The sequence below is a fragment of the Pseudomonas fragi genome (assembly GCF_002269505.1).
Classification (GTDB): domain Bacteria; phylum Pseudomonadota; class Gammaproteobacteria; order Pseudomonadales; family Pseudomonadaceae; genus Aquipseudomonas; species Aquipseudomonas fragi_D.
The window spans coordinates 20,484-40,582 of sequence record NZ_NQKQ01000022.1 but is presented as its reverse complement, the minus strand read 5'-3'; the positions used below and the strand labels follow the sequence as shown (position 1 = coordinate 40,582).

At 58.9% G+C, this 20,099-nt stretch carries 18 protein-coding genes; 6 read left to right on the top strand and 12 right to left on the bottom strand.

The features are described 5' to 3' along the window. The first annotated feature begins 31 nt into the window (after positions 1 to 31). Entirely contained in the window at positions 32 to 724 is a 693-nt protein-coding gene (locus CJU81_RS24100) for an alpha/beta family hydrolase (protein WP_095037672.1), read from the top strand. A 99-nt stretch (positions 725 to 823) separates the two neighbouring features. Here the strand turns inward: CJU81_RS24100 and CJU81_RS17710 are convergent, their stop codons facing one another. From CJU81_RS17710 to acnA, 3 genes are all read right to left on the bottom strand, one after another. Further along, on the bottom strand, positions 824 to 2,389 hold the full coding sequence (locus CJU81_RS17710) for a methyl-accepting chemotaxis protein (RefSeq protein ID WP_095028169.1): 1,566 nt from the start codon (positions 2,387 to 2,389) through the stop codon (positions 824 to 826). A gap of 80 nt (positions 2,390 to 2,469) precedes the next feature. After that, positions 2,470 to 3,261, bottom strand: coding sequence for a CPBP family intramembrane glutamic endopeptidase (locus CJU81_RS17705; RefSeq protein WP_095037671.1), 792 nt, complete (start codon positions 3,259 to 3,261; stop codon positions 2,470 to 2,472). Between the two features lie 160 nt (positions 3,262 to 3,421). Beyond that, positions 3,422 to 6,166, bottom strand: coding sequence for an aconitate hydratase AcnA (gene acnA / locus CJU81_RS17700; protein WP_095037670.1), 2,745 nt, complete (start codon positions 6,164 to 6,166; stop codon positions 3,422 to 3,424). A gap of 204 nt (positions 6,167 to 6,370) precedes the next feature. On the opposite strand from acnA, the gene rlmM reads away from it, so the two are divergent. Beyond that, the gene (gene rlmM / locus CJU81_RS17695) at positions 6,371 to 7,450 is read left to right on the top strand and encodes a 23S rRNA (cytidine(2498)-2'-O)-methyltransferase RlmM (protein WP_095037669.1); all 1,080 of its coding nucleotides are present in this window, start codon (positions 6,371 to 6,373) and stop codon (positions 7,448 to 7,450) included. 14 nt (positions 7,451 to 7,464) lie between these two features. Next, positions 7,465 to 7,713: a sulfurtransferase TusA gene (tusA, locus tag CJU81_RS17690; protein WP_095002746.1), complete on the top strand. Its 249-nt coding sequence runs from the start codon at positions 7,465 to 7,467 to the stop codon at positions 7,711 to 7,713. 112 nt (positions 7,714 to 7,825) lie between these two features. Here the strand turns inward: tusA and CJU81_RS17685 are convergent, their stop codons facing one another. Further along, entirely contained in the window at positions 7,826 to 9,226 is a 1,401-nt protein-coding gene (locus CJU81_RS17685) for an MATE family efflux transporter (protein ID WP_095037668.1), read from the bottom strand. A 174-nt stretch (positions 9,227 to 9,400) separates the two neighbouring features. Here CJU81_RS17685 and pdxB point away from each other — a divergent pair, with 174 nt between their 5' ends. Next, positions 9,401 to 10,543, top strand: coding sequence for a 4-phosphoerythronate dehydrogenase PdxB (gene pdxB, locus CJU81_RS17680; RefSeq protein WP_095037667.1), 1,143 nt, complete (start codon positions 9,401 to 9,403; stop codon positions 10,541 to 10,543). 93 nt (positions 10,544 to 10,636) lie between these two features. On the opposite strand, the gene CJU81_RS24095 is transcribed toward pdxB, so the two are convergent. Further along, positions 10,637 to 10,813, bottom strand: coding sequence for a PA1571 family protein (locus tag CJU81_RS24095; protein ID WP_176464867.1), 177 nt, complete (start codon positions 10,811 to 10,813; stop codon positions 10,637 to 10,639). A 252-nt stretch (positions 10,814 to 11,065) separates the two neighbouring features. Here CJU81_RS24095 and CJU81_RS17675 point away from each other — a divergent pair, with 252 nt between their 5' ends. Next, complete coding sequence (locus CJU81_RS17675; RefSeq protein WP_095037666.1) at positions 11,066 to 12,823, top strand: ABC transporter transmembrane domain-containing protein; 1,758 nt, start codon at positions 11,066 to 11,068, stop codon at positions 12,821 to 12,823. An 11-nt stretch (positions 12,824 to 12,834) separates the two neighbouring features. On the opposite strand, the gene CJU81_RS17670 is transcribed toward CJU81_RS17675, so the two are convergent. Both CJU81_RS17670 and CJU81_RS17665 read right to left on the bottom strand, forming a co-directional pair. Further along, positions 12,835 to 13,116 (bottom strand): pyrimidine/purine nucleoside phosphorylase, encoded by a 282-nt coding sequence (locus CJU81_RS17670; RefSeq protein ID WP_095037665.1) that lies wholly within the window; start codon positions 13,114 to 13,116, stop codon positions 12,835 to 12,837. 80 nt (positions 13,117 to 13,196) lie between these two features. Beyond that, on the bottom strand, positions 13,197 to 13,739 hold the full coding sequence (locus tag CJU81_RS17665; RefSeq protein WP_095037664.1) for an exonuclease domain-containing protein: 543 nt from the start codon (positions 13,737 to 13,739) through the stop codon (positions 13,197 to 13,199). 185 nt (positions 13,740 to 13,924) lie between these two features. Between CJU81_RS17665 and CJU81_RS17660 the strand changes: the two genes are divergently transcribed. Then, a complete protein-coding gene (locus CJU81_RS17660; protein WP_176464866.1) occupies positions 13,925 to 14,716 on the top strand; it encodes a substrate-binding periplasmic protein in 792 nt (263 codons plus the stop codon). 41 nt (positions 14,717 to 14,757) lie between these two features. On the opposite strand, the gene CJU81_RS17655 is transcribed toward CJU81_RS17660, so the two are convergent. From CJU81_RS17655 to CJU81_RS17635, 5 genes are all read right to left on the bottom strand, one after another. Beyond that, complete coding sequence (locus tag CJU81_RS17655; protein ID WP_095037663.1) at positions 14,758 to 15,306, bottom strand: RNA polymerase factor sigma-70; 549 nt, start codon at positions 15,304 to 15,306, stop codon at positions 14,758 to 14,760. A gap of 204 nt (positions 15,307 to 15,510) precedes the next feature. Next, positions 15,511 to 16,284 carry a thiol:disulfide interchange protein DsbG gene (gene dsbG, locus CJU81_RS17650; protein ID WP_095037662.1) on the bottom strand — a complete coding sequence of 258 codons (774 nt, stop codon included), beginning with the start codon at positions 16,282 to 16,284 and terminating at the stop codon, positions 15,511 to 15,513. Next, the gene (locus CJU81_RS17645) at positions 16,263 to 17,135 is read right to left on the bottom strand and encodes a TlpA disulfide reductase family protein (protein WP_095037661.1); all 873 of its coding nucleotides are present in this window, start codon (positions 17,133 to 17,135) and stop codon (positions 16,263 to 16,265) included. Before CJU81_RS17645 ends, dsbG begins: the two co-directional genes overlap by 22 nt. After that, positions 17,136 to 18,878 carry a protein-disulfide reductase DsbD gene (dsbD, locus tag CJU81_RS17640; RefSeq protein WP_095037660.1) on the bottom strand — a complete coding sequence of 581 codons (1,743 nt, stop codon included), beginning with the start codon at positions 18,876 to 18,878 and terminating at the stop codon, positions 17,136 to 17,138. Positions 18,879 to 18,970: 92 nt separating this feature from the next. Beyond that, positions 18,971 to 20,023 carry a hypothetical protein gene (locus CJU81_RS17635; RefSeq protein WP_095037659.1) on the bottom strand — a complete coding sequence of 351 codons (1,053 nt, stop codon included), beginning with the start codon at positions 20,021 to 20,023 and terminating at the stop codon, positions 18,971 to 18,973. Between the last annotated feature and the right edge of the window lie 76 nt (positions 20,024 to 20,099).

Genomic DNA, 20,099 nt, shown 5'->3' with positions numbered 1-20,099 from the left:
GAGTTATAAGCAGACTAAAAGCGAGGCAAGCATGGTCGTAGCAGGCAAGGCCGGTATTGACGGGGATCAATGGGCGCAGTGCGTGCAAGAGCGGGGCTGGCTGTGGAATGGCGCCTGCGGGAAGCCATCCGCGACCCTGATCCTGGCCCACGGCGCGGGTGCGCCGATGGACAGCAACTGGATGGACGGCATGGCTGAACGCCTTGCTGCACGCGGGGTGAGCGTGTTGCGGTTCGAGTTCCCGTACATGGCCCAGCGCCGCCTTGATGGTGGCAAAAGGCCTCCTAATCAGCAGGCGAAATTGCTCGAATGCTGGCGTGAAGTTTTTTTCGAGGTGCGACGGCATGTCGCTGGGCGATTGGCGATTGGCGGCAAGTCAATGGGCGGGCGCATGGCCAGTCTGCTGGCGGATGAGCTCAATGCCGACGCGCTGGTGTGCCTGGGTTACCCGTTCTATGCCGCCGGCAAGCCGGAAAAGCCGCGGGTGGCGCACCTGGCCGACCTGCAGGCGCCGACCCTGATCGTGCAGGGCGAACGTGATGCATTGGGCAACCGTGCGGCGGTAGAGGCCTACACACTGGCGCCGGGTATTGAATTGATGTGGCTGGAGGCGGCTGATCATGACCTCAAGCCGCTGAAGGCCTCGGGGTTTACCCATGAACAGCATCTGGATGCGGCGGCGGACAAGATTTCGCAGTGGCTGAAGTCGCCCAGTTCCCTGTAGTCGCTGCCGCAGGCTGCGAAGGGTTGCGGAGCAACCCGTTTGCTTGAATGCACCGCCGCCCCAATCGCCGCCTGCGGCAGCCATTACAGAGTTTCCTGCTTATCGGTTAAACCGCTCCACCAGCGAATACTGGGTATTCACGGTCTGCGACAGCTCCTCGCTGAGCAAGGCCGAATGTTGCGCCTGCTCTGAGGTCTGGTCAGCCAGGTCGGCAATGGTGCTGATGTTGCGGCTGATTTCCTCAGCCACGGCACTTTGCTCCTCGGTCGCAGCCGCGATCTGGGTGGTCATGTCAGTGATATTGGCCACCGCTTCGCTGATGCCCACCAGTGCCTGGTCGGCTTCCAGTACCCGCGCCACACCTTCTTCGGCCTGACGATGACCGGCGTCCATGGTTTGCACCGCAGTGGCGGCGGTCTGCTGCAGTTTGGCGATCAGGCTGTGAATCTGCCCGGTCGAAGCACTGGTACGTTGAGCCAGCTGACGCACTTCGTCAGCCACCACGGCAAAGCCACGGCCCATTTCACCGGCCCGTGCTGCTTCGATGGCTGCGTTCAGGGCCAGCAGGTTGGTCTGATCGGCAATGCCCTTGATCACGTCGACGACGCCACCAATCTCGTCACTGTCCTTGGCCAGTTGTGTAACCGTGGCCCCGGTTTCACCCACTACCACCGAAAGGCGCTGGATCGCTTCGCGGGTTTCACCGGCAATATCACGACCGCGGCTGGTCAGGCGGTTGGCTTCCTGGGTGGCGTCGGCAGTGCGTTGCACATGGCTGGCCACTTCCTGGGTGGTGGCGGCCATCTGGTTCACGGCCGTGGCCACTTGCTCGGTCTCGACGCGCTGGCGCTCCAGGCCTGTCGAACTCTTGTGCGCGAGGATGTCGGACTGGCGAGCCTGGCCGCTGAGGTGCTCGGCGGTGTCCTGCAGACGTGTCAGGCAGGTCTTCAGCCGTGCTTCCTGGCTCAGGATGGACATTTCCAGACGCGCTTGCGGGCCGCGGCTGTCGGTGTACATCTGCGCAATCAACGGGTCAGAGGTGGTTTGCTCGGCCAGACGCAGCAGGCGTTTGACCCCGCGTTGCTGCCAGGTCAAACCCAGCAGGCCCAGCGGAATCGACAACAGGGCTGCCAGGGCAAAACCCCAGCTGGAATTGAGCGTGGCGCCAATCATGAAGCTCAACTGGCTGACCAGAATGAACGGTAGCCAGTCCTGCAGCACCGGCAGCCACTTGTCGCGCTGGGGTACCGCCGACTTGCCACGATTGAGGCGCAAGTACAGGGCTTCAGCGCGGCGGATCTGCTCTGCCGTCGGCTTGACCCGCACCGACTCGTAGCCCACCACCTGCTCGTTTTCGAAAACCGGCGTTACATAGGCGTTGACCCAATAATGGTCGCCGTTCTTGCAGCGGTTTTTGACGATACCCATCCATGGCGAACCCTTTTTCAGGGTGCTCCACATATGTTCGAAGACTGCGGACGGCACGTCCGGGTGGCGCACCAGATTGTGCGGCGCGCGTATCAGCTCCTCACGCGAAAACCCGCTGATTTCCCTGAAAGCATCGTTGCAGTAGGTGATGACGCCTTTGGCATCGGTCGTGGAAATCAACCGTTGTTGCGCGGGGAATGTACGTTCGCGTTGAGTGATGGGCTGGTTGTTACGCATGTCGTTTCAATCCGCAAGACTTTGACAGGCTGTCGGCATGCTCAAGCAATTGTTTAATTTATATTTCAGACGCCGGGCCTTCAGGGGGCGAGCATTGGGTAAGTGAAAAACACGAAGTGCAGCGCGTTAAGCCCAAAGTGCGTGGCGATCGCAGCACTCAGCCCGCCAAAGCGGTAGGCCAGACCGTAGCCAATGCCTGCCAGCCCTGCCAGCAACATCCATTGCCAGCCTGCTGGCGCATGCGCCAGGCCAAACAGCACCGACGCCACGACAAGCGCTACGGTCTGGCCGTAGGGCAGCAACTTGAGCTTGCGGCTCAGTCCGCCCTGAATGTAGCCGCGAAACAGAGCTTCTTCGACCAGGGTAACCAATAGCAGATTATTCAACAGCCAGAGGGTGCCCTGATGAGGCCATTTTGGTGCCCAGGCCACCATGCCCAACAGCATTGCGCCGCCCAGCGCGGCAATGGCAGCCAGTGCCAGACCCATCGCGATGGCGCGCAAAGACACACGCCAGGCAAACCGTGGCGCGATCCACGGGCATACCAGCAGCAGCCAAAAGCCAATCAGCGGCTTGTCCAGGTTGAAGTACATCGAAAACGGCACGGCATCTGGTGTCAGGCGCACCGGGCTGATGGCCCTGCCGTTATGGAAGCCGGGTAGCCAGTGCAGGGCCAGTGCGACAGCCAGCAGGGCAAACAGACCGTGGCCAGCATAGCGCAGGTAATGGCTTTTGTTTTGCAGTACGGCGAGCCCGCTGAGCGTCAGCAGGGCCAGTGTGATGAGGGTTTGAATGGCCAGTTGCCCGTAGCTGAGGGCAAGGCCGTAGCCCAGGGTGAGAAGTGCCAGATAAGGCCATGGCAAAGCAATCATGAAAATCCTTGGAGTCGTTAAAAAACACCCCGGATCCAGTCCGGGGTGCGCAAGTATAACGATTCAGGCACCAGTGCGAGCGAGCCTGCTCGCGATGCATACAACTCGGTCATGTTTATGCAATCGCGAGCAGGCTCGCTCCCACAAGGCTCAGGTGTGGCTATGAAGCAATCAACTGACGTAGCACGTAGTGCAATATCCCTCCGGCCTTGAAGTATTCCACTTCGTTAAGCGTGTCGATCCTGCACAGCACTTCAACTTTTTCCTGGCTGCCATCCTCGCGGGTGATCACCAGGGTCAGGTTCATCCGTGGCTGTAACTGGGCTCCGGTCAGACCGAGGATGTCGAGGGTCTCCTTGCCTGTCAGGCCCAGGCTCTTGCGGTTCTGGTCGAGCTTGAACTGCAACGGCAGCACACCCATGCCCACCAGGTTGGAGCGGTGAATGCGTTCGAAACTCTCGGCAATCACCGCCTTGACTCCCAACAGGTTGGTGCCTTTGGCCGCCCAGTCACGGCTTGAGCCGGTACCGTATTCCTGGCCGGCAATCACCACCAGCGGCGTGCCGCAAGCCTGATAGCGCATGGCTGCATCGTAGATTGGCAGTTTTACGCCGGTAGGAATATAGATCGTATTGCCACCTTCTTCGCCACCGAGCATTTCGTTACGAATTCGAATATTGGCAAAGGTGCCGCGCATCATCACTTCATGGTTACCACGACGCGAACCGTAGGAGTTGAAGTCCCGTGGTTCTACGCCTTTTTCCCGCAGGTAGCGCCCGGCGGGGCTGTCTGCCTTGATATTGCCGGCAGGGGAAATATGGTCGGTGGTGACCGAATCGCCGAGCAATGCCAGAATATTCGCACCCTTGACGTCAGCAATTACCGGCAACGGCCCGCTGATCTGGTCAAAGAAGGGTGGATGCTGGATGTAGGTCGAATCCTCTTGCCAGACATACGTCGCGGCTTGCGGTACTTCGATGGCTTGCCACTGCGCGTCGCCGGCAAAGACTTCGGCGTATTCCTTGTGGAACATGCCGGTAGTCACCTGGGCCACAGCATCGGCGATTTCTTTCTGGCTAGGCCAGATATCGCGCAGGTACACAGGCTGGCCATCTTTACCGGTGCCCAGCGGGTCACGGCTGATATCAATCCGGACTGTGCCGGCAAGGGCATAAGCGACAACCAGTGGTGGCGAGGCCAGCCAGTTGGTTTTCACCAGCGGATGCACGCGCCCTTCAAAGTTGCGGTTGCCGGACAGGACCGAGGCCACGGTCAGGTCGGACTGGGTAATGGCCTTTTCAATCGGCTCGGGCAGGGGCCCGGAGTTGCCGATGCAGGTGGTGCAGCCATAGCCCACCAGGGCAAAGCCCAACTGGTCGAGGTACTGAGTCAGACCGGCGGCCTTGTAGTAAACGGTGACTACCTTAGAGCCCGGTGCCAGCGAGGTCTTGACCCACGGCTGGCGCGTCAGGCCTTTTTCCACGGCTTTTTTCGCCACCAGTCCTGCAGCCATCATTACGCTGGGGTTGGAGGTGTTGGTGCAAGAGGTGATTGCGGCAATCACCACTGCGCCGTTTTTCAGGCGATAGGTGTGGCCTTCAAAGCTGTAGTCCGCTTCGCCGATCAGGTCGGCATTGCCCACGGCCACGCCGCCACCGCCTTCGCTTTCAAGGCGGCCTTCTTCTTTTTTCGTGGCAGGCTTGAATTGCAGGCTCATGAAATCGTCGAAAGCCTGGCCCACATCGGGCAGTGCAACCCGGTCTTGCGGACGTTTAGGCCCGGCCAGGCTGGCCTCGACAGTGCCCATGTCCAGGGCCAGGGTTTCGCTGAAAACCGGTTCCTGCCCTGCGATCCTCCATAGCCCTTGAGCCTTGCAGTAAGCCTCGACCAGTTTGACCGTGGCATCAGGGCGACCTGAAAGGCGCAGGTAGTCCAGGGTGATCTCATCCACCGGGAAGAACCCGCAGGTGGCACCGTATTCCGGGGCCATATTGGCGATGGTGGCACGGTCGGCCAGGGGCAAGTCCGCCAGGCCATCACCATAAAATTCGACGAACTTGCCGACCACGCCCTTGCTGCGCAGCATTTGCGTGACGGTCAGCACCAGGTCTGTGGCGGTGATGCCTTCCTTGAGCTTGCCGCTGAGTTTGAAGCCCACTACTTCGGGGATCAGCATCGACACCGGCTGACCGAGCATGGCAGCTTCGGCCTCAATGCCACCTACGCCCCAGCCCAGCACGCCAAGTCCATTGATCATGGTGGTGTGGGAGTCGGTGCCGACCAGCGTGTCGGGGAACGCGTAAGTGCGGCCGTCTTCGTCCTTGGTCCACACGGTACGCCCCAGATATTCGAGGTTTACCTGGTGGCAAATCCCGGTGCCGGGTGGCACCACGCTGAAATTATCAAAGGCATTTTGCCCCCAGCGCAAAAACGCATAACGTTCGCCATTGCGCTCCATCTCGATGTCGACGTTTTGCTCGAAGGCGCTTGCGCTGGCGAACCGGTCAACCATCACCGAGTGGTCAATCACCAGGTCCACGGGGGACAGCGGGTTGATACGTTGCGGGTCGCCGCCGGCCTTGGCCATGGCGGCGCGCATGGCGGCCAGGTCGACCACTGCCGGCACGCCGGTAAAATCCTGCATCAGCACCCGGGCAGGGCGGTACTGGATTTCCCGGTCGCTGCGCCGCGCCTTGAGCCAGGCGGCCAGCGCCTTGAGATCGGGCTCGGTGACGGTCTTGCCGTCTTCCCAGCGCAGCAGGTTTTCCAGCAGTACTTTGAGCGACATGGGTAACTGGCTCAAATCGCCCATAGAGTTGGCGGCGAGCGCAAGGCTGTAATAGTGATAAGTCTTATCGTCGACTTTTAGTGTAGCGAGGGTGTTCAGGCTATCGAGGGAGGACATGAAATGACTCCTTTAGACGGATCACATGGCACAAGCAGAGCTTCTAACCTAGCCCTGATTGTGGGTGCTGGCTAATAACTGGACTGTCTATACGGGCTCCAGGTTCCGAACTCAGTTATCATGCCCGCCTTTTCGTGACACACCTTGCTCCAAAGCAAGGTTGCGCAGCCGGCCAATTCCCGCCAGTTGCCCAGGAGTAATTCAATGAACACCGTTTTTATGCACTGCCGACCCGGGTTTGAGGGTGAAGTCTGCTCGGAAATCGCCGAGCACGCCGCCCGCCTTAATGTGTCTGGCTACGCCAAGGCCAAGCCGAGCACTGCCTGTGCCGAGTTTGTGTGCACTGAAGAGGGCGGCGCCGAACGCCTGATGAACAGTCTGCGTTTTGCCGAACTGATTTTCCCGCGCCAATGGGCCCGTGGCGGCTTTGTCGAGCTACCGGAAACCGACCGGATCAGCGTGATCCTCGAACACATGGCCGATTTCCCGGTATGCGGTAGCCTGTGGCTGGAAATCGTCGACACCAACGACGGCAAAGAACTGTCCAATTTCTGTAAAAAGTTCGACAGCCACCTGCGCAAGGCGCTGATCAAAGCCGGCAAACTGACTGAAGAGGAAGATGCCAGCAAGCCGCGCCTGCTGCTGACCTTTAAAAGTGGCCGTGAAGTGTTCCTGGGCCTGGCGTCGGCCAGCAACTCGGCCATGTGGCCGATGGGCATTCCGCGCCTTAAGTTTCCGCGTGAGGCGCCGAGCCGTTCGACCCTCAAGCTGGAAGAGGCCTGGCACCACTTTATCCCGCGCGACCAATGGGATGAGCGTCTGCACAGCGACATGACCGGCGTTGATCTGGGCGCTGCACCGGGCGGCTGGACCTGGCAGTTGGTCAACCGTGGCATGATCGTGACTGCCATCGACAATGGCCCGATGGCTGAAAGCCTGATGGACACCGGTCTGGTGCAGCATCTGATGGCTGACGGTTTTACCTTCAAGCCCAAGCAGCCCGTGGACTGGATGGTCTGCGACATCGTTGAGAAACCGGCGCGCAATGCCGCCATGCTTGAAGAGTGGATCGGTGAAGGTCATTGCCGTGAGGCGGTTGTCAACTTGAAATTGCCGATGAAGCAGCGTTATGCCGAAGTGCGCCGTTTGCTCGACCGTATTGCGGACGGCTTCAAGGCGCGGGGCATTCAGGTTGAAATCGGCTGCAAGCAGCTGTACCACGACCGTGAAGAAGTGACCTGCCATTTGCGTCGACTGGACGTCAAAAAGCCTAAATCTCGCTGATTGGGGAGTAAATGATGAGTTTTACCGACCTGCCGGTTGACGGCACCCTGGACGCTACCGGGCTGAACTGCCCGGAGCCGGTGATGATGCTGCACCAATACATTCGCGACCTGGCGCCGGGCGGCTTGTTGAAAGTCATTGCGACGGATCCTTCGACCCGCCGTGACATTCCCAAGTTCTGCGTGTTTCTGGACCATGAACTGGTGGGCCAGCAGGAAGAGGCGGGCACTTACCTGTACTGGATCCGCAAGAAGCAGGATTGAGATGATCCTGCTGAAACTGTAGTCGCTGCCGAAGGCTGCGAAGGGTTGCGAGGCAACCCGTTATATTGAAGGCCCAGGGGTCCTTCTCGCAGCCTTCGGCAGCGACTACAGGTTACGCGGTACGGCGAATATGCTTTTTCGCACTGCGCGCCAAGCGCACGCCCAGCATCAGCGCAGCGCAAGTCAGGCCGACGATCAAGCCCTGCCACAGCCCGCTCGGGCCATTGGCCGGGCCGAACCAGTCGGTCAGCCCTAGCGCGTAGCCCACCGGCAAGCCAATCCCCCAGTAAGCAAACAAGGTCAGGATCATCGTCACACGGGTGTCCTGATAACCGCGCAGCGCACCGGCCGCGGTCACCTGGATCACGTCCGAGAACTGATACAGCGCAGCAAACATCAGCAGCATGGTCGCGACCTCGATCACCATTGGATCGGCGGTATAGACGGTGGCAATCTGCTCGCGCAACAGCAGGATCAGACTGGCGGAAATCGCCGCCCAGACCAGTGCGGTGCCCATGCCCACACCCGCTACAAAGCGGGCTTCGCGGGGTTGCTGACGGCCCAGGGCCTGGCCCACGCGCACGGTAATCGCCATGCCCAGTGAGTACGGAATCATAAATACCAGCGAGCTGAAGTTCAGGGCTATCTGATGCCCTGCCACCACGGTGGCCCCCAGGCTGCCGATCAACAGCGCAATCACCGCAAAAATGCTCGACTCGGCAAAAACCGCGATTCCGATCGGCAGGCCGACGCTGAGCAAACGCTTGAGGATTGCCCAGTTTGGCCATTCAAAATGGCTGTAAACCTTGCTCGACTGGTAGATGGCGCCCTTGTAGGTCCAGGCCACCATGCCCAGGGCCATAAACCACATCACAATGGCCGTGGCCCAGCCGCAGCCCACGCCGCCCATGGCCGGCACGCCAAAATGGCCATAAATGAAGATGTAGTTGATCGGGATATTCAACGCCAGGGCGCTGAGCCCCAGGATCATGCTCGGGCGCGTCTTGCCCAGGCCGTCACTGAAGTTGCGCAACACGCAATACAGGCCTACGGCGGGCATGCCGCTGGCGATCCCGTGCAAGTAACCCATGCTCGGTGTGATCAGTTCAGGATCGACCTTCATCATATGCAGCAGCGGTTCTGCACCGATCAGGATCAGGGCTGCACACAAGCCGGTTATCAGGGCCAGCCACAGAGCCTGGCGCACGATCGGGCCGATTTCGCCGTGGCTGTTGGCGCCAAAACGCTGGGCCACCTTGGGCGTGGTCGCCAGTAAAATGCCTGACATCAGCAAAAACACCGGCACCCAGATCGAGTTGCCCAGTGCCACGGCTGCCAGGTCGCGTGGCCCGACGCGCCCGGCCATCACCGCATCGACAAAGCCCATGGCCGTGGTGGCGATTTGCGAAATGATGATCGGGAAGGCGAGTGCCAGGAGTGCGCGCACTTCGGTACGCACCCTGGCCGGACGGCTGACGGTGAGGCTGGAGGGTGTTTGAGTGACAGAGTTCACAAGCGTGCATCCACAATGTTTAACGCGCAAAGCCGGCAATTGTACGCCTGACCAAGTGGTCAGAAAACATCGAGTTGTAGGTGCTTTGTAAACGTGCTCGCAAGTAGCTGCACACCCGGCTGGCCCATTGCGCGTAACAACGCCTACACTGCCACTCCGCGAAAGGAGCCTGCCATGTTGATTGTTGCTGACGAAAATATTCCGCTGATCGAAGAATTTTTTGCTGACTTCGGTGAAATACGCCGCTTGCCGGGGCGCCAGATCAACCGCGCAGACGTACATGACGCCGACATTTTGCTGGTGCGCTCGGTGACCAAAGTGGATCGCGAGCTGCTCGAAGGTAGCGCGGTACGGTTTGTGGGAACCTGCACCATCGGCACCGATCACCTGGCGCTGGACTACTTTCAGCAGGCCGGTATCCAGTGGTCCAGCGCACCGGGTTGTAATGCCCGTGGCGTAGTGGATTACGTGCTTGGCAGCCTGCTGACACTGGCCGAAATAGAAGGCGCCGATTTGACCCAGCGCACCTATGGCGTAGTTGGCGCCGGGGAAGTGGGCGGGCGGCTGGTCAATGTCCTGCGTTCACTGGGTTTCAACGTGCTGGTTTGCGACCCGGTGCGTGAAGCGGCCGAGGGCGCTGGTTACGTCGGTCTGGAGCAGATCATCGAACAGTGTGACGTGCTTAGCCTGCACACTCCGCTGGACAAGAGCGGCGATTACCCGACCTGGCACCTGCTCGATCAGCAGCGTCTTGAGCAGCTCAAACCGGGTACCTGGTTGATCAACGCCAGCCGCGGCCCAGTGGTGGACAATGCTGCGCTGCGTGAAGTGCTGACCCGCCGCGAGGATCTGCAAGCGGTGCTGGATGTATGGGAAGGCGAGCCGCAAGTAGACCGCGAACTGGCGGATCTGTGCGTGCTGGCGACCCCGCACATTGCCGGCTACAGCCTTGATGGCAAGCAGCGGGGCACGGCGCAGGTTTATCAGGCGCTGTGCGAGTTCCTTGGCCAACCGCTTCAGGTCAAACTCGCCGATTTGCTGCCTGCGCCCTGGCTGGCCAAGGTTGAGTTGAGCGCTGACAGCGACCCGGCATGGGCCCTGGGCATGCTGTGTCGTGGTGTTTACGACCCGCGCCGTGACGATGCAGACTTTCGCCGCAGCCTGATCGGTACTGTCCAAGAGCAAAAGCTGGCATTTGACGGTTTGCGCAAGCAGTACCCGATTCGTCGTGAAATCGAAGGCTTGCCGGTGCATATTGCAGGCGATTCGATGGCCTTGAAGCAGTTGGTCAAAGCCCTTGGCGCCGTACTGGTCTGATAACCCCGGGCATAAAAAAACCGGCCTTACGCAGTAGGGCCGGTCAGTGATGCGAATGCTGTTTATTCATGAACTAGGTCTTGTAGGCAAGGATCAGCCCTTGCGCGATGGCTTGACCAGGCGTTGCTCCAGCTCGTGGCAGGCGTCCTGAATCATCGCCTCGGTGATCAGAATTTCCTGACCATTCTCGTCGATAAATGCGCACCCCAAGGATTGCTGTGGTTGGGTGCGAATCACCGGTACGGCTTGAGCGTTCTGTTGCAAATCCATGGCCTGTCTCCTCATCAGGGTGTAGCGCTACTGTAGATCCGTTTAATGACCAAGCTGTTACAAACTTGGCGACCACCCCAGTCCAACAGAAATATCCTGAAACTTCCAGTGCGACTTTAGAACATTACTGTCTAGGCTTTGTGGTTGCGGGTCATATTCAAAACGAGTGAGAAAGGTTTACCAGTCTTAGGCGAACTTCGTTGTAGGCTGTGTAAGGCTTTTTACGCTGATCCTCACTGCGGATACCCTCCCATGCTTTCTTCCCGTCATCGCCGCGCCATTCGTCTGGCAATTCATTTTATTGCGCCTTATCGCTGGCAGGCCTTTGGCGCCCTGCTGGCGCTGATTGTTACGGCGGGTATTACCTTGTCGATGGGGCAGGGTATTCGTCTATTGGTCGACAAGGGTTTCATGACCCAGTCGCCGCAGTTGCTTAACCAGTCAATCGGCTTTTTTCTGTTGCTGGTGCTGGGCTTGTCAGTGGGCACTTTCGTGCGTTTTTATCTGGTGTCATGGATCGGCGAGCGGGTGGTCGCCGATATTCGGCGTCAGGTGTTCAACCATCTGATCGGCTTGCATCCGGGCTTTTATGAAAACAACCGCAGCTCGGAAATCCAGTCGCGTTTGACCACCGACACCACGTTGCTGCAGTCGGTGATTGGTTCGTCGCTGTCCTTGTTCTTGCGCAACAGCCTGATGGTGATCGGCGGCGTGGTGCTGTTGTTTGTCACCAACCCCAAGCTCACCAGTATTGTGGTGGTCGCCTTGCCACTGGTTCTGGTGCCGATTCTGTTTTTTGGTCGTCGGGTACGCAGCCTGTCGCGCCAGAGTCAGGACCGGATTGCCGATGTCGGCAGCTATGTGGCCGAGGCTCTGGGTCAGATCAAGACGGTGCAGGCCTACAACCACCAACAGCAAGACCAGCAGCGTTTTGCTAGTACCGTTGAGCATGCGTTTGCCACTGCACGTAAACGTATCCTGCAACGGGCGTGGTTGATCACTCTGGTGATCTTGCTGGTGCTGGGGGCTGTAGGGGTCATGCTGTGGGTCGGCGGCATGGACGTGATCGCGGGGCGCATCACTGGCGGCGAGCTGGCCGCCTTTGTGTTTTACAGCTTGGTGGTGGGCAGTGCATTCGGCACGCTGAGTGAGGTGATTGGCGAGTTGCAGCAGGCGGCGGGCGCAGCCGAGCGGATTGCCGAGCTGCTGCAAGCCAAAAGCCTGATTTTGCCACCGAGCACGGGTTTACGCGTTTTGCCCGCACGGGTAGAAGGTAACCTTCAGCTGGAAAACCTGCGTTTTGCCTACCCGTCACGGCCCGAAAGTCATGCAATTGATGGTCTGAGCCTGACGGTTAATGCGGGAGAAACCCTGGCACTGGTCGGCCCTTCCGGGGCGGGCAAGTCGACATTGTTCGACTTGTTGCTGCGCTTTTACGATCCGCAGCAGGGGCAAATCCTGCTTGAAGGGCAGCCGATCACCCAGCTTGATCCGCATGACCTGCGTCGTTGTTTTGCCCTGGTGGCGCAAACACCTGCGCTGTTTTTTGGCACGATTGAAGACAACATCCGTTATGGCAATGCTGCTGCCAGCGATGAGCAGGTCGAAGCGGCGGCGCGAATTGCCCACGCCCACGACTTTATTCTGCAGATGCCTGAGGGCTATAAAACTCACCTGGGTGATGGTGGCCTGGGGCTGTCGGGCGGTCAGCGCCAACGTCTGGCGATTGCCCGGGCGTTGCTGGTGGATGCGCCGATCCTGTTGCTGGACGAGGCTACCAGTGCACTTGATGCCCAGAGCGAGCATTTGATCCAGCAGGCCTTGCCGAGCCTGATGCAAGGCCGCACCACGCTGGTGATTGCCCATCGTCTGGCCACTGTACAGAATGCTGATCGTATTGCGGTGATGGATCAGGGCAAGCTGGTCGCCATTGGCACCCATGCCCAATTGATCGCCGCCAACCCGCTGTATGCACGGCTGGCGGCGTTGCAGTTCAATGCAGGCAACTGACGCGGTATTGCTTAGCGGTACTCACACAGGTAGGCGGTGTCCACTGCGACCTTGAGCTGGAACTTGCTGTTGGCCGGCACGTTGAACTGGCTGCCGGTCTTGAAGGTTTCATAATCGCTGCTGCCCGGCAGCTTGACGCTCAGCTCGCCCGAAACCACGTGCATGATTTCTCGCTCGGCAGTGCCAAACTCGTATTCACCCGCAGCCATGACGCCAATGGTGGCCTTGCCTTCGGTTTGGGCGAAGGCAATCGACTTGACGGTGCCGTCGAAGTATTCGTTGACTTTAAACATGGCGATTCCTCGGAATGGGCTAAAAAAGGGCTGGCCAGTATGCAGAAGCGGTTTTATCCCGTCACGCCCTTTTATGGTCGTTATCCCTTGAGCACCAAGGGCAATAAACGCGCAGTATTGCGGGCATCTTCCAGGGCCCGGTGCTGTTGACCATTGAATTGCATTCCGGCCAGTTGCAGCGCGCTGTTAAGGCCCAGCGGCTGCTTTAGCTGGCGGGCCCTGGCAAATTGCTGCTTGAGGTTCATGTGCGGCAATTGCAGCAGGGCACTGTGCAGTTGCTTGTGGTGCCATTCCTGCTCCAGTTGTTTGCGGTCGTACTCGCCCCAGCTGGCCCAGCCTTCAAGTTTGGGCAGGTGCTGGCCGAGCCAGCGTTCAAATTGCTCCCAAACCGTCGTCATCGACGCAGCGGCATCAATATTGGCCTGGGTGATGCGGGTCAGCTGTCGACAGAAAGGGGTCAACAGGGGGCGACGTTGCGGGCGAATAAAACGCTGAAAATGATCCACCTCACGGCCTGCGCGGGTGACCACGCTGGCGCCGATCTCGATCACTTCCATTTCCACCAGGGGCCAGCCGCCATCATCGGTAGTGGCTTCCAGGTCAATTACCAGCCAGTGAGGCATGTGCAGCTTCCTTTAACAGCATCGGCGTTGAAGTTGGAGCGTAGCTAAAACACTGAGTCCGGCGCTTATTTTGTAGTGGGCCAGTCGAGCACTTGCTAGTCTATAGGCGCTTTAATGGTGTACGTGCTCGATCTCAGGTCGTGTGTCGATCAATAAGTTCCAGCCATGGGCGGCGTCAGGTGTGTATGGTTTTGAAGTGTTCGCCAATTCAGTTGGCCCACAGCCTGTTGCTGACCCTGGGAATGGGCTGGCTGACACCGGTTTGGGCCGCTCAGGAAATCAGGGTTGGAGCTGCGCACTTCCCGCCTTACATCGTACGTCCCGAGCGCGGCACCGACGCGGGCCTGTTGTCGCAATTGCTCGCAGCCCTCAACCAGTTGCAAGGCGACTTCCGTTTTGTCCTGGTACCCAGTTCCATTGCGCGGCGCGTGCGTGACTTCGAGCGCGGGCGGGTGGACATGTTAATGTTCGAGAACCCGGCCTGGGGCTGGCAGGCGTTCCCCTATGTTGCAGTTGATATGGGCCTGGAAGACGCTGAAGTGTTTGTTGCTCGGCAGCATCCGGACCGTGAACAAGGCTATTTTGAAGACCTCAAGGGCAAGCGCCTCGCCCTGTATAGCGGCTATCACTATGCCTTTGCCGGGTTCAACGCCTCGCCGAAGTTTCTCACCGAGAGCTTCGGCGCAACCCTGACCTACTCCCACGAAAGCAATTTATTGATGGTCTTGAGGGGGCGGGCGGATATTGCCTTGATGACACGTTCCAACCTGATCGACATGTTGGGCTGCGACCCGCAGATCAAGGACCGGGTCATGGTGTCCGAGCGTATCGACCAGACTTATCGGCATTTCGCGCTTTTGCGCCCGCAAGCACCGATCCAGAGTCAGCAGTTTGCTCAAATGATGCAAAAACTGCGCGACAACGGCCAGTTGCAGGCGATTTTTGCACCTTACAAAATTGCTGTGGTTGAGATGTAGGAGGGAAGCCTTGTAGCAGGTCGGTAGCTGCTACGGTTGTATCAACGTCGTGCGTAGGTATCAGCGTGGGTACCTGACACTGCGCGGCAATGGATCAGGGCATCGCGGATCATGAAGTTGACCAGGGTAGGCGATACGCCCAGTTCCTTGGCAATGTCCTTTTGCTGCACGCCGTGCAGGCGGTACATTTCGAAGGCATAACGGGTACGGCTTGGCAGCTCGGTGAGTGCTACCGCGATATGTTCCAGAGTCGAGAAATTGATCAGCGAGGTTTCCGGAGAGGCGCCATGGATCACTACGTTCATGCCTTCTTCTTCGGTGCCGGAGTATTTTTGCTCCAGCGCCTGCTTGCGGTAATGGTCGATTGCCAGGTTACGCACGATCTGGAACAGGTAGCTGAGTTGTGCCTTGAACGATGAGGTAATTTGCGGCGCGGACTGCAAACGGAAAAACGCATCCTGCACGACATCTTCTGCCCGGTATCGACAGCCAGTGATACGGGCTGCGATTTTGACCAGAACCAGTCGGTTATCAACAAAGGCTTGAAGTAGGGGTGAGTCGCACTTGCCTGTGGACATTTGTTCCGTCATGGAGATCACCTGCTGCGAATGAGTGAGTGAGGACCTCTTCGTGGGAGGCGTCCTACACAGCTGTTCACAAGCTAGGCTTAATGATAATGATTGTCAATTGAGAAACAGAATTAATAGCGTGCGAAAAGGCAGACTGAGACATGGCTCACGCCAGCATCGGCGCGGGCTGCGAACGGTTTGTAGCGCGATCGCAGCCCGCAGGTTTTACTTAGGTCCCAGAATCTGCACCAGTTTGTCTGGCGACGGTGCGCCTTGCTGCTGTTGCAGGTTGCCTTGAGCGTCCTGGTAGAAAATGGCCGGGGTGGCTGCCACGTCCAGCTCTTCCATCAACTTTGCATTGGCATCGAGCTTGGCCTGAACATCAGCCGGAATTTTGGCCAGGGGCTTGAGGGTACTGGCCTTGCCGGCTTTCTCGTGTTCGTGCAGGGCTTGCTGCGGGTCTTTGGCTGCGAGCAGGGCGGCCGATTTGGCCGGACTGTCCTCGCGGATGATGCCCACCATGATGTGGCGTAATTGCACCTTGCCCGAGTCAACCCAAGGACGGGCCTGTTCCCAGAACATGTTGCAGTAGGGGCAGTTCGGGTCACTGAACAGGTACACGATGCGCGGCGCATCAGATTTGCCGTCGGCGATCCAGTTGCTTTTCTCCATTTCGCCCCATACCTGCTTGGCCATCGGCTCGTAGACCAGCTTTTGCAGCGGCGCCAGGCTCAGGTCTTTGCCGTCGGCATCATACAAATTACCCACCAAAACGTTTCCGTCCGGGGTCAGGTACAGCGCCATGCCACGGTTCTGGTACTGGGCGGCATAGCCACGCAAGCCGCCGGGAGCATCAAAGCTGCCAATGATTTTTGCGCCCTTGGCTTCAATCTTCTTGATCGCCGGCGGCAGCTCTTCTGCCTGCAGCACAGGTGATTGCAGGAGTGCAGCACCCAGCAGGGTGGCCATGCTCAGGGTCAGCAGTTTGCGGTTAAACATTTTTGCTCATTCCTTGCAGGGTCGACCTGTTGGGCCGACATTGAATTGTTCAGATTGAAGGGCTCCATGGCCCGAGCCAGGCTGGCTTTTGACAGCTCGCCCAGATGACTGCCCAGAAGACGACCATCAGCGCTGTAGAACAGGGTAGTCGGCAGGGCCATCGAGCCGACTTTTTGTGCCAACTGGCCGCCGCTGTCGAACAGCACGTTGCTCAGGTTCAGACCCTGGGTTTCAAGGAAGGTGCTGACGCTCTGCATGCTCTCGCCCTGATTGACGAACAAGAAAGTCACGTTTTGATGTTGATGCTGGGCGTCTTGCAGGACCGGCATTTCGCGCCGGCACGGCGGGCACCATGTGGCCCACAGGTTGATCACCAGCGGGCCGCCCTGATAGCTGCTCAACTGCACCGACTCGCCGTTGGCATTGCGCAACACCAATTCGGGCAGGCGCGTGCCTTTTTCGTAGAGGCTTGATGACAGGCTGGCCAGCAGCCAGAACGCCAGCCCGCTGGCCAGCCCCCAGCCCAAAGGGCGGCGCAGGCCGGCGCGGCGCCAGCCCCAGATGAGCGCACCGACCAGCACTGCCAGCAGCCCCGGCCACAACAAAAAACCGCCATCGCGCAGGTCGAGCATTTGCAGCGGGTCGTCCTTGAAGTAGCGCCAGTAGCTGAGTACAAAGCCGATGCGTGCGCTGAGTAAACCTAGTAAAAACAGGCTGAACAGCACGGATTCGGGGTTTTCGCCACCGCGTTTGGCCACACGCCACCCCACCAGTGTCGCCAGGGCAAGGGCCAGGATCAGCAGCAAGTGGTTGATGGCCAGCGCAAACGAACCGATGGTCAGGGTGAGCATTTAGAGGAGTTCCCGAGTGGCGTTCCAGTTATTCAAAAAGGTCTGGGCGTTGACTTCGCCAGTGATGCGTTGCCCGCGACGCTCAACGCCATTGGGGCCGATCCAGACGAAACTGGGCGGGCCGGGGACTTGATAGCGGCTGAGCAGCTCGCGGCTGGCGACATTATCGGCGGTTACGTCAAGACGCAACAGGCGCACGCCTTGCAAGGCATCCATCACCTGGGGTTTGGCAAATACCTGTTTCTCCATGACCTTGCACGACACGCACCAGTCAGCGTAATAATCGAGCATCACCCACTGGCCTTCAGCCTTGGCGCTAGCCAGTTCGCGGTCCAGGCTGGCCGGGTCCTTGATGGTGACAAAGGCGTCATGGGCGGTGCTTATCGTGCTGCCGGCCACCGTGTTGGCGGTATACACCTGCAACGGTTGCCAGAGGTCGGTGCCGCCCCCGGCGGCGCCCACCAGCAACAGGCTGCCCCACAGGCCTGCGAGCAGGCTCAGCGGGCTGAACAGTGGTCTGGCGCGAAGGAATGCCTGTTCCTGTTGCCACAGGCTATATGCCAGAACAATCAGCAGCGCACCCCACAAGCCGACCCAAAGGGATTCGTCGAGCACCGGGCGCACCAGCAGTAGCGCAGTGCCCAGGAACAGGAAGCCGAACAGGCCCTTCATCAGGTTCATCCACGCGCCGGGCTTGGGCAGGAAACGACTGCCCACGGTGACCAGCAGCAACAGCGGTACGCCGATGCCCAGGCCCATCACAAACAACACCAGCCCGCCTTCCACCGCGTTGCCGCTTTGCGCGATATACAGCAGCGCACCGGCCAGCGGCGCGGTCATGCACGGGCCTACCAGCAGGCCGGAGAGGGCACCCAAAATGCCTGCACCCAGCAGGCTGCCGCCTTTGCGGCCGCGCCCGGCTGTTTCCAGGCGATCACGCAGGCCGGCGGGCAATTGCAGTTCAAAAAAACCGAACATCGGCAGTGCCAGGACCACGAACAATGCAGCAAAGCTGCCCAACAACCAGGGTTGTTGCAGCAGCGCCTGCAAGTTGGCGCCCAGCAAGGCTGCCAGTACGCCCAGCCCGGCATAGACCAGTGCCATGCTGATCACATAACTGCCGGCCACGGCAAAACCGCGTCCGGCCGTGGCTCCGCTACCCACTACCAGCCCGGCCAGAATCGGCAGCATGGGCAGCGAGCAGGGCGTAAAGGCCAGCAGCAGGCCCAAGCCGAAGAACAGCAGCAGGCTCCAGCCCAATGAACGCTGTTGCAAGGTGCTCGCCAGTGACTGGTCCTGGGCCTGACCCTGCACGGGAGCTGCCAAGGTGCCGCCCAAATCGACAGTCTGGCTTTGTGGCGGGTAGCACAGGCCGGCATCGGCGCAGCCTTGCCAACTGACCTTGACCTGACCGCTGGCTCCCGCCGGGATCACAATTGCGACGCTGTCGCGATAAACCTGGGTGGCACCAAAAAACTCATCGCTGTGTTCCAGCCCTTGTGGCAGAACAGGTGTGTGCGCGGCGTCGAGGCCGTCAAACTTGAAGCGTTTTTGATACAGATAGTAGGTGTCGGCTATTTTCCACTGCAGGCGGGTTTCGCCGGAGGGCAATGGCTCGACACTCAGTGCAAACGCCTTGGAGACCGGCAAAAAGTCGTCTTTTTGTGAAAACGGGTCTTCGCTGGCATAAGCCTGGCTAAAACCCGTGACCATCAGCAGGAAAAAGATAAACAAACGAGACATGCGCCAGACCTTGGTGTTTACAGATAGAGCACACCTTGGCGGGTATCGATTAACCGAGTGTTAATGCTTGGTCGGCCGAGGTTGTTGCAGGGTCAGCGTAAACAGGCGCGCAAGCGGAACTCGGATAGCAGCGGGTATTGTTCGCGCCAGTACCGGGCCCAATTTATGCCTTCGTTGATTTGTACCTGTGTGAGTTCGCGCTCCAGTTGGGCCAGGATATTTTTAAAATCAACTGGCGCTGATTCTCGACCTTTCACCTGGTTGACGAGCCAAAGTAATCCATAGCCTTTGACATAATCGGCATCAAATCCGCTATCGGTATCGTTGTATTGCTCATCGCTGTAAAAGCCGGAAAGTGCCAGGCCGTAGCGAGCAACAGCATCAATGCTGCCGGCTTTTGCTTCATCGATCCGCAGGTGCTGGATAAAAATAAAGTTGCCACGCAGTTTGAGACGGTTGGCGTACCAGTACATCGCGGGCGGGTAACCCCCGATGACAGCGCTGCGCAAGACCGCGTCGATGTGGGTTTCGAGCGATAAATTGATGTGAGCCGGGACGTAAAGTTCAGGATTCTCGTTATAGCGCAGGGCCAATAAATAGTGGGCTACTGCATTCCCGGCGCCTGATGCCTTTTTCAGCCACTCCAGCTCCCTGGTCAATGCGTACATGTTCAGCAGCGCTTCACTCTCGTTGCTCTGCACGCCGGGAGCCAGTTGAAGGCGCACCTTCTCGGCCCACTCATCGCCTCCCAGGCGCAGCATTGCGTCAATATGACCTTGTTCGGCTGCTGCCTGGTAAAGCGCCAGATATCGGGCCTTGAACGCGTTTTCAATGTCGCTGATTTGTTGGCCCACCTGCTGGATGTAAGTAGCCCTGACATCTTCAGGCAGGCTGATGGTTTCAGCCTGCGCCAGCGCCTGCTTGAGGGGCGCTATTGTGGACAGGGTTTCGGACGGGTCACGTTCAATGATACTGGCCAGAGCAAATTGAGCCTCGGCGTCGCCAACGGCCGCAGGCAATTGCAGGAATTGCTGCGCGTATTTGAACGCGCCAAGGTCATACAGGCGCATGCCTTTTTCATGGAGCGTGGTATAGGTACTCAGCCCTTCGAAGAGCCAGGAAAATTCATCAGTGAATGCCAGCATACAAGTTCCTTTTGCGTGTGGATGGACAGGCGCTCAGGGTAGGGAGGGATCTGCAGTACTGTGCACTACATATGTA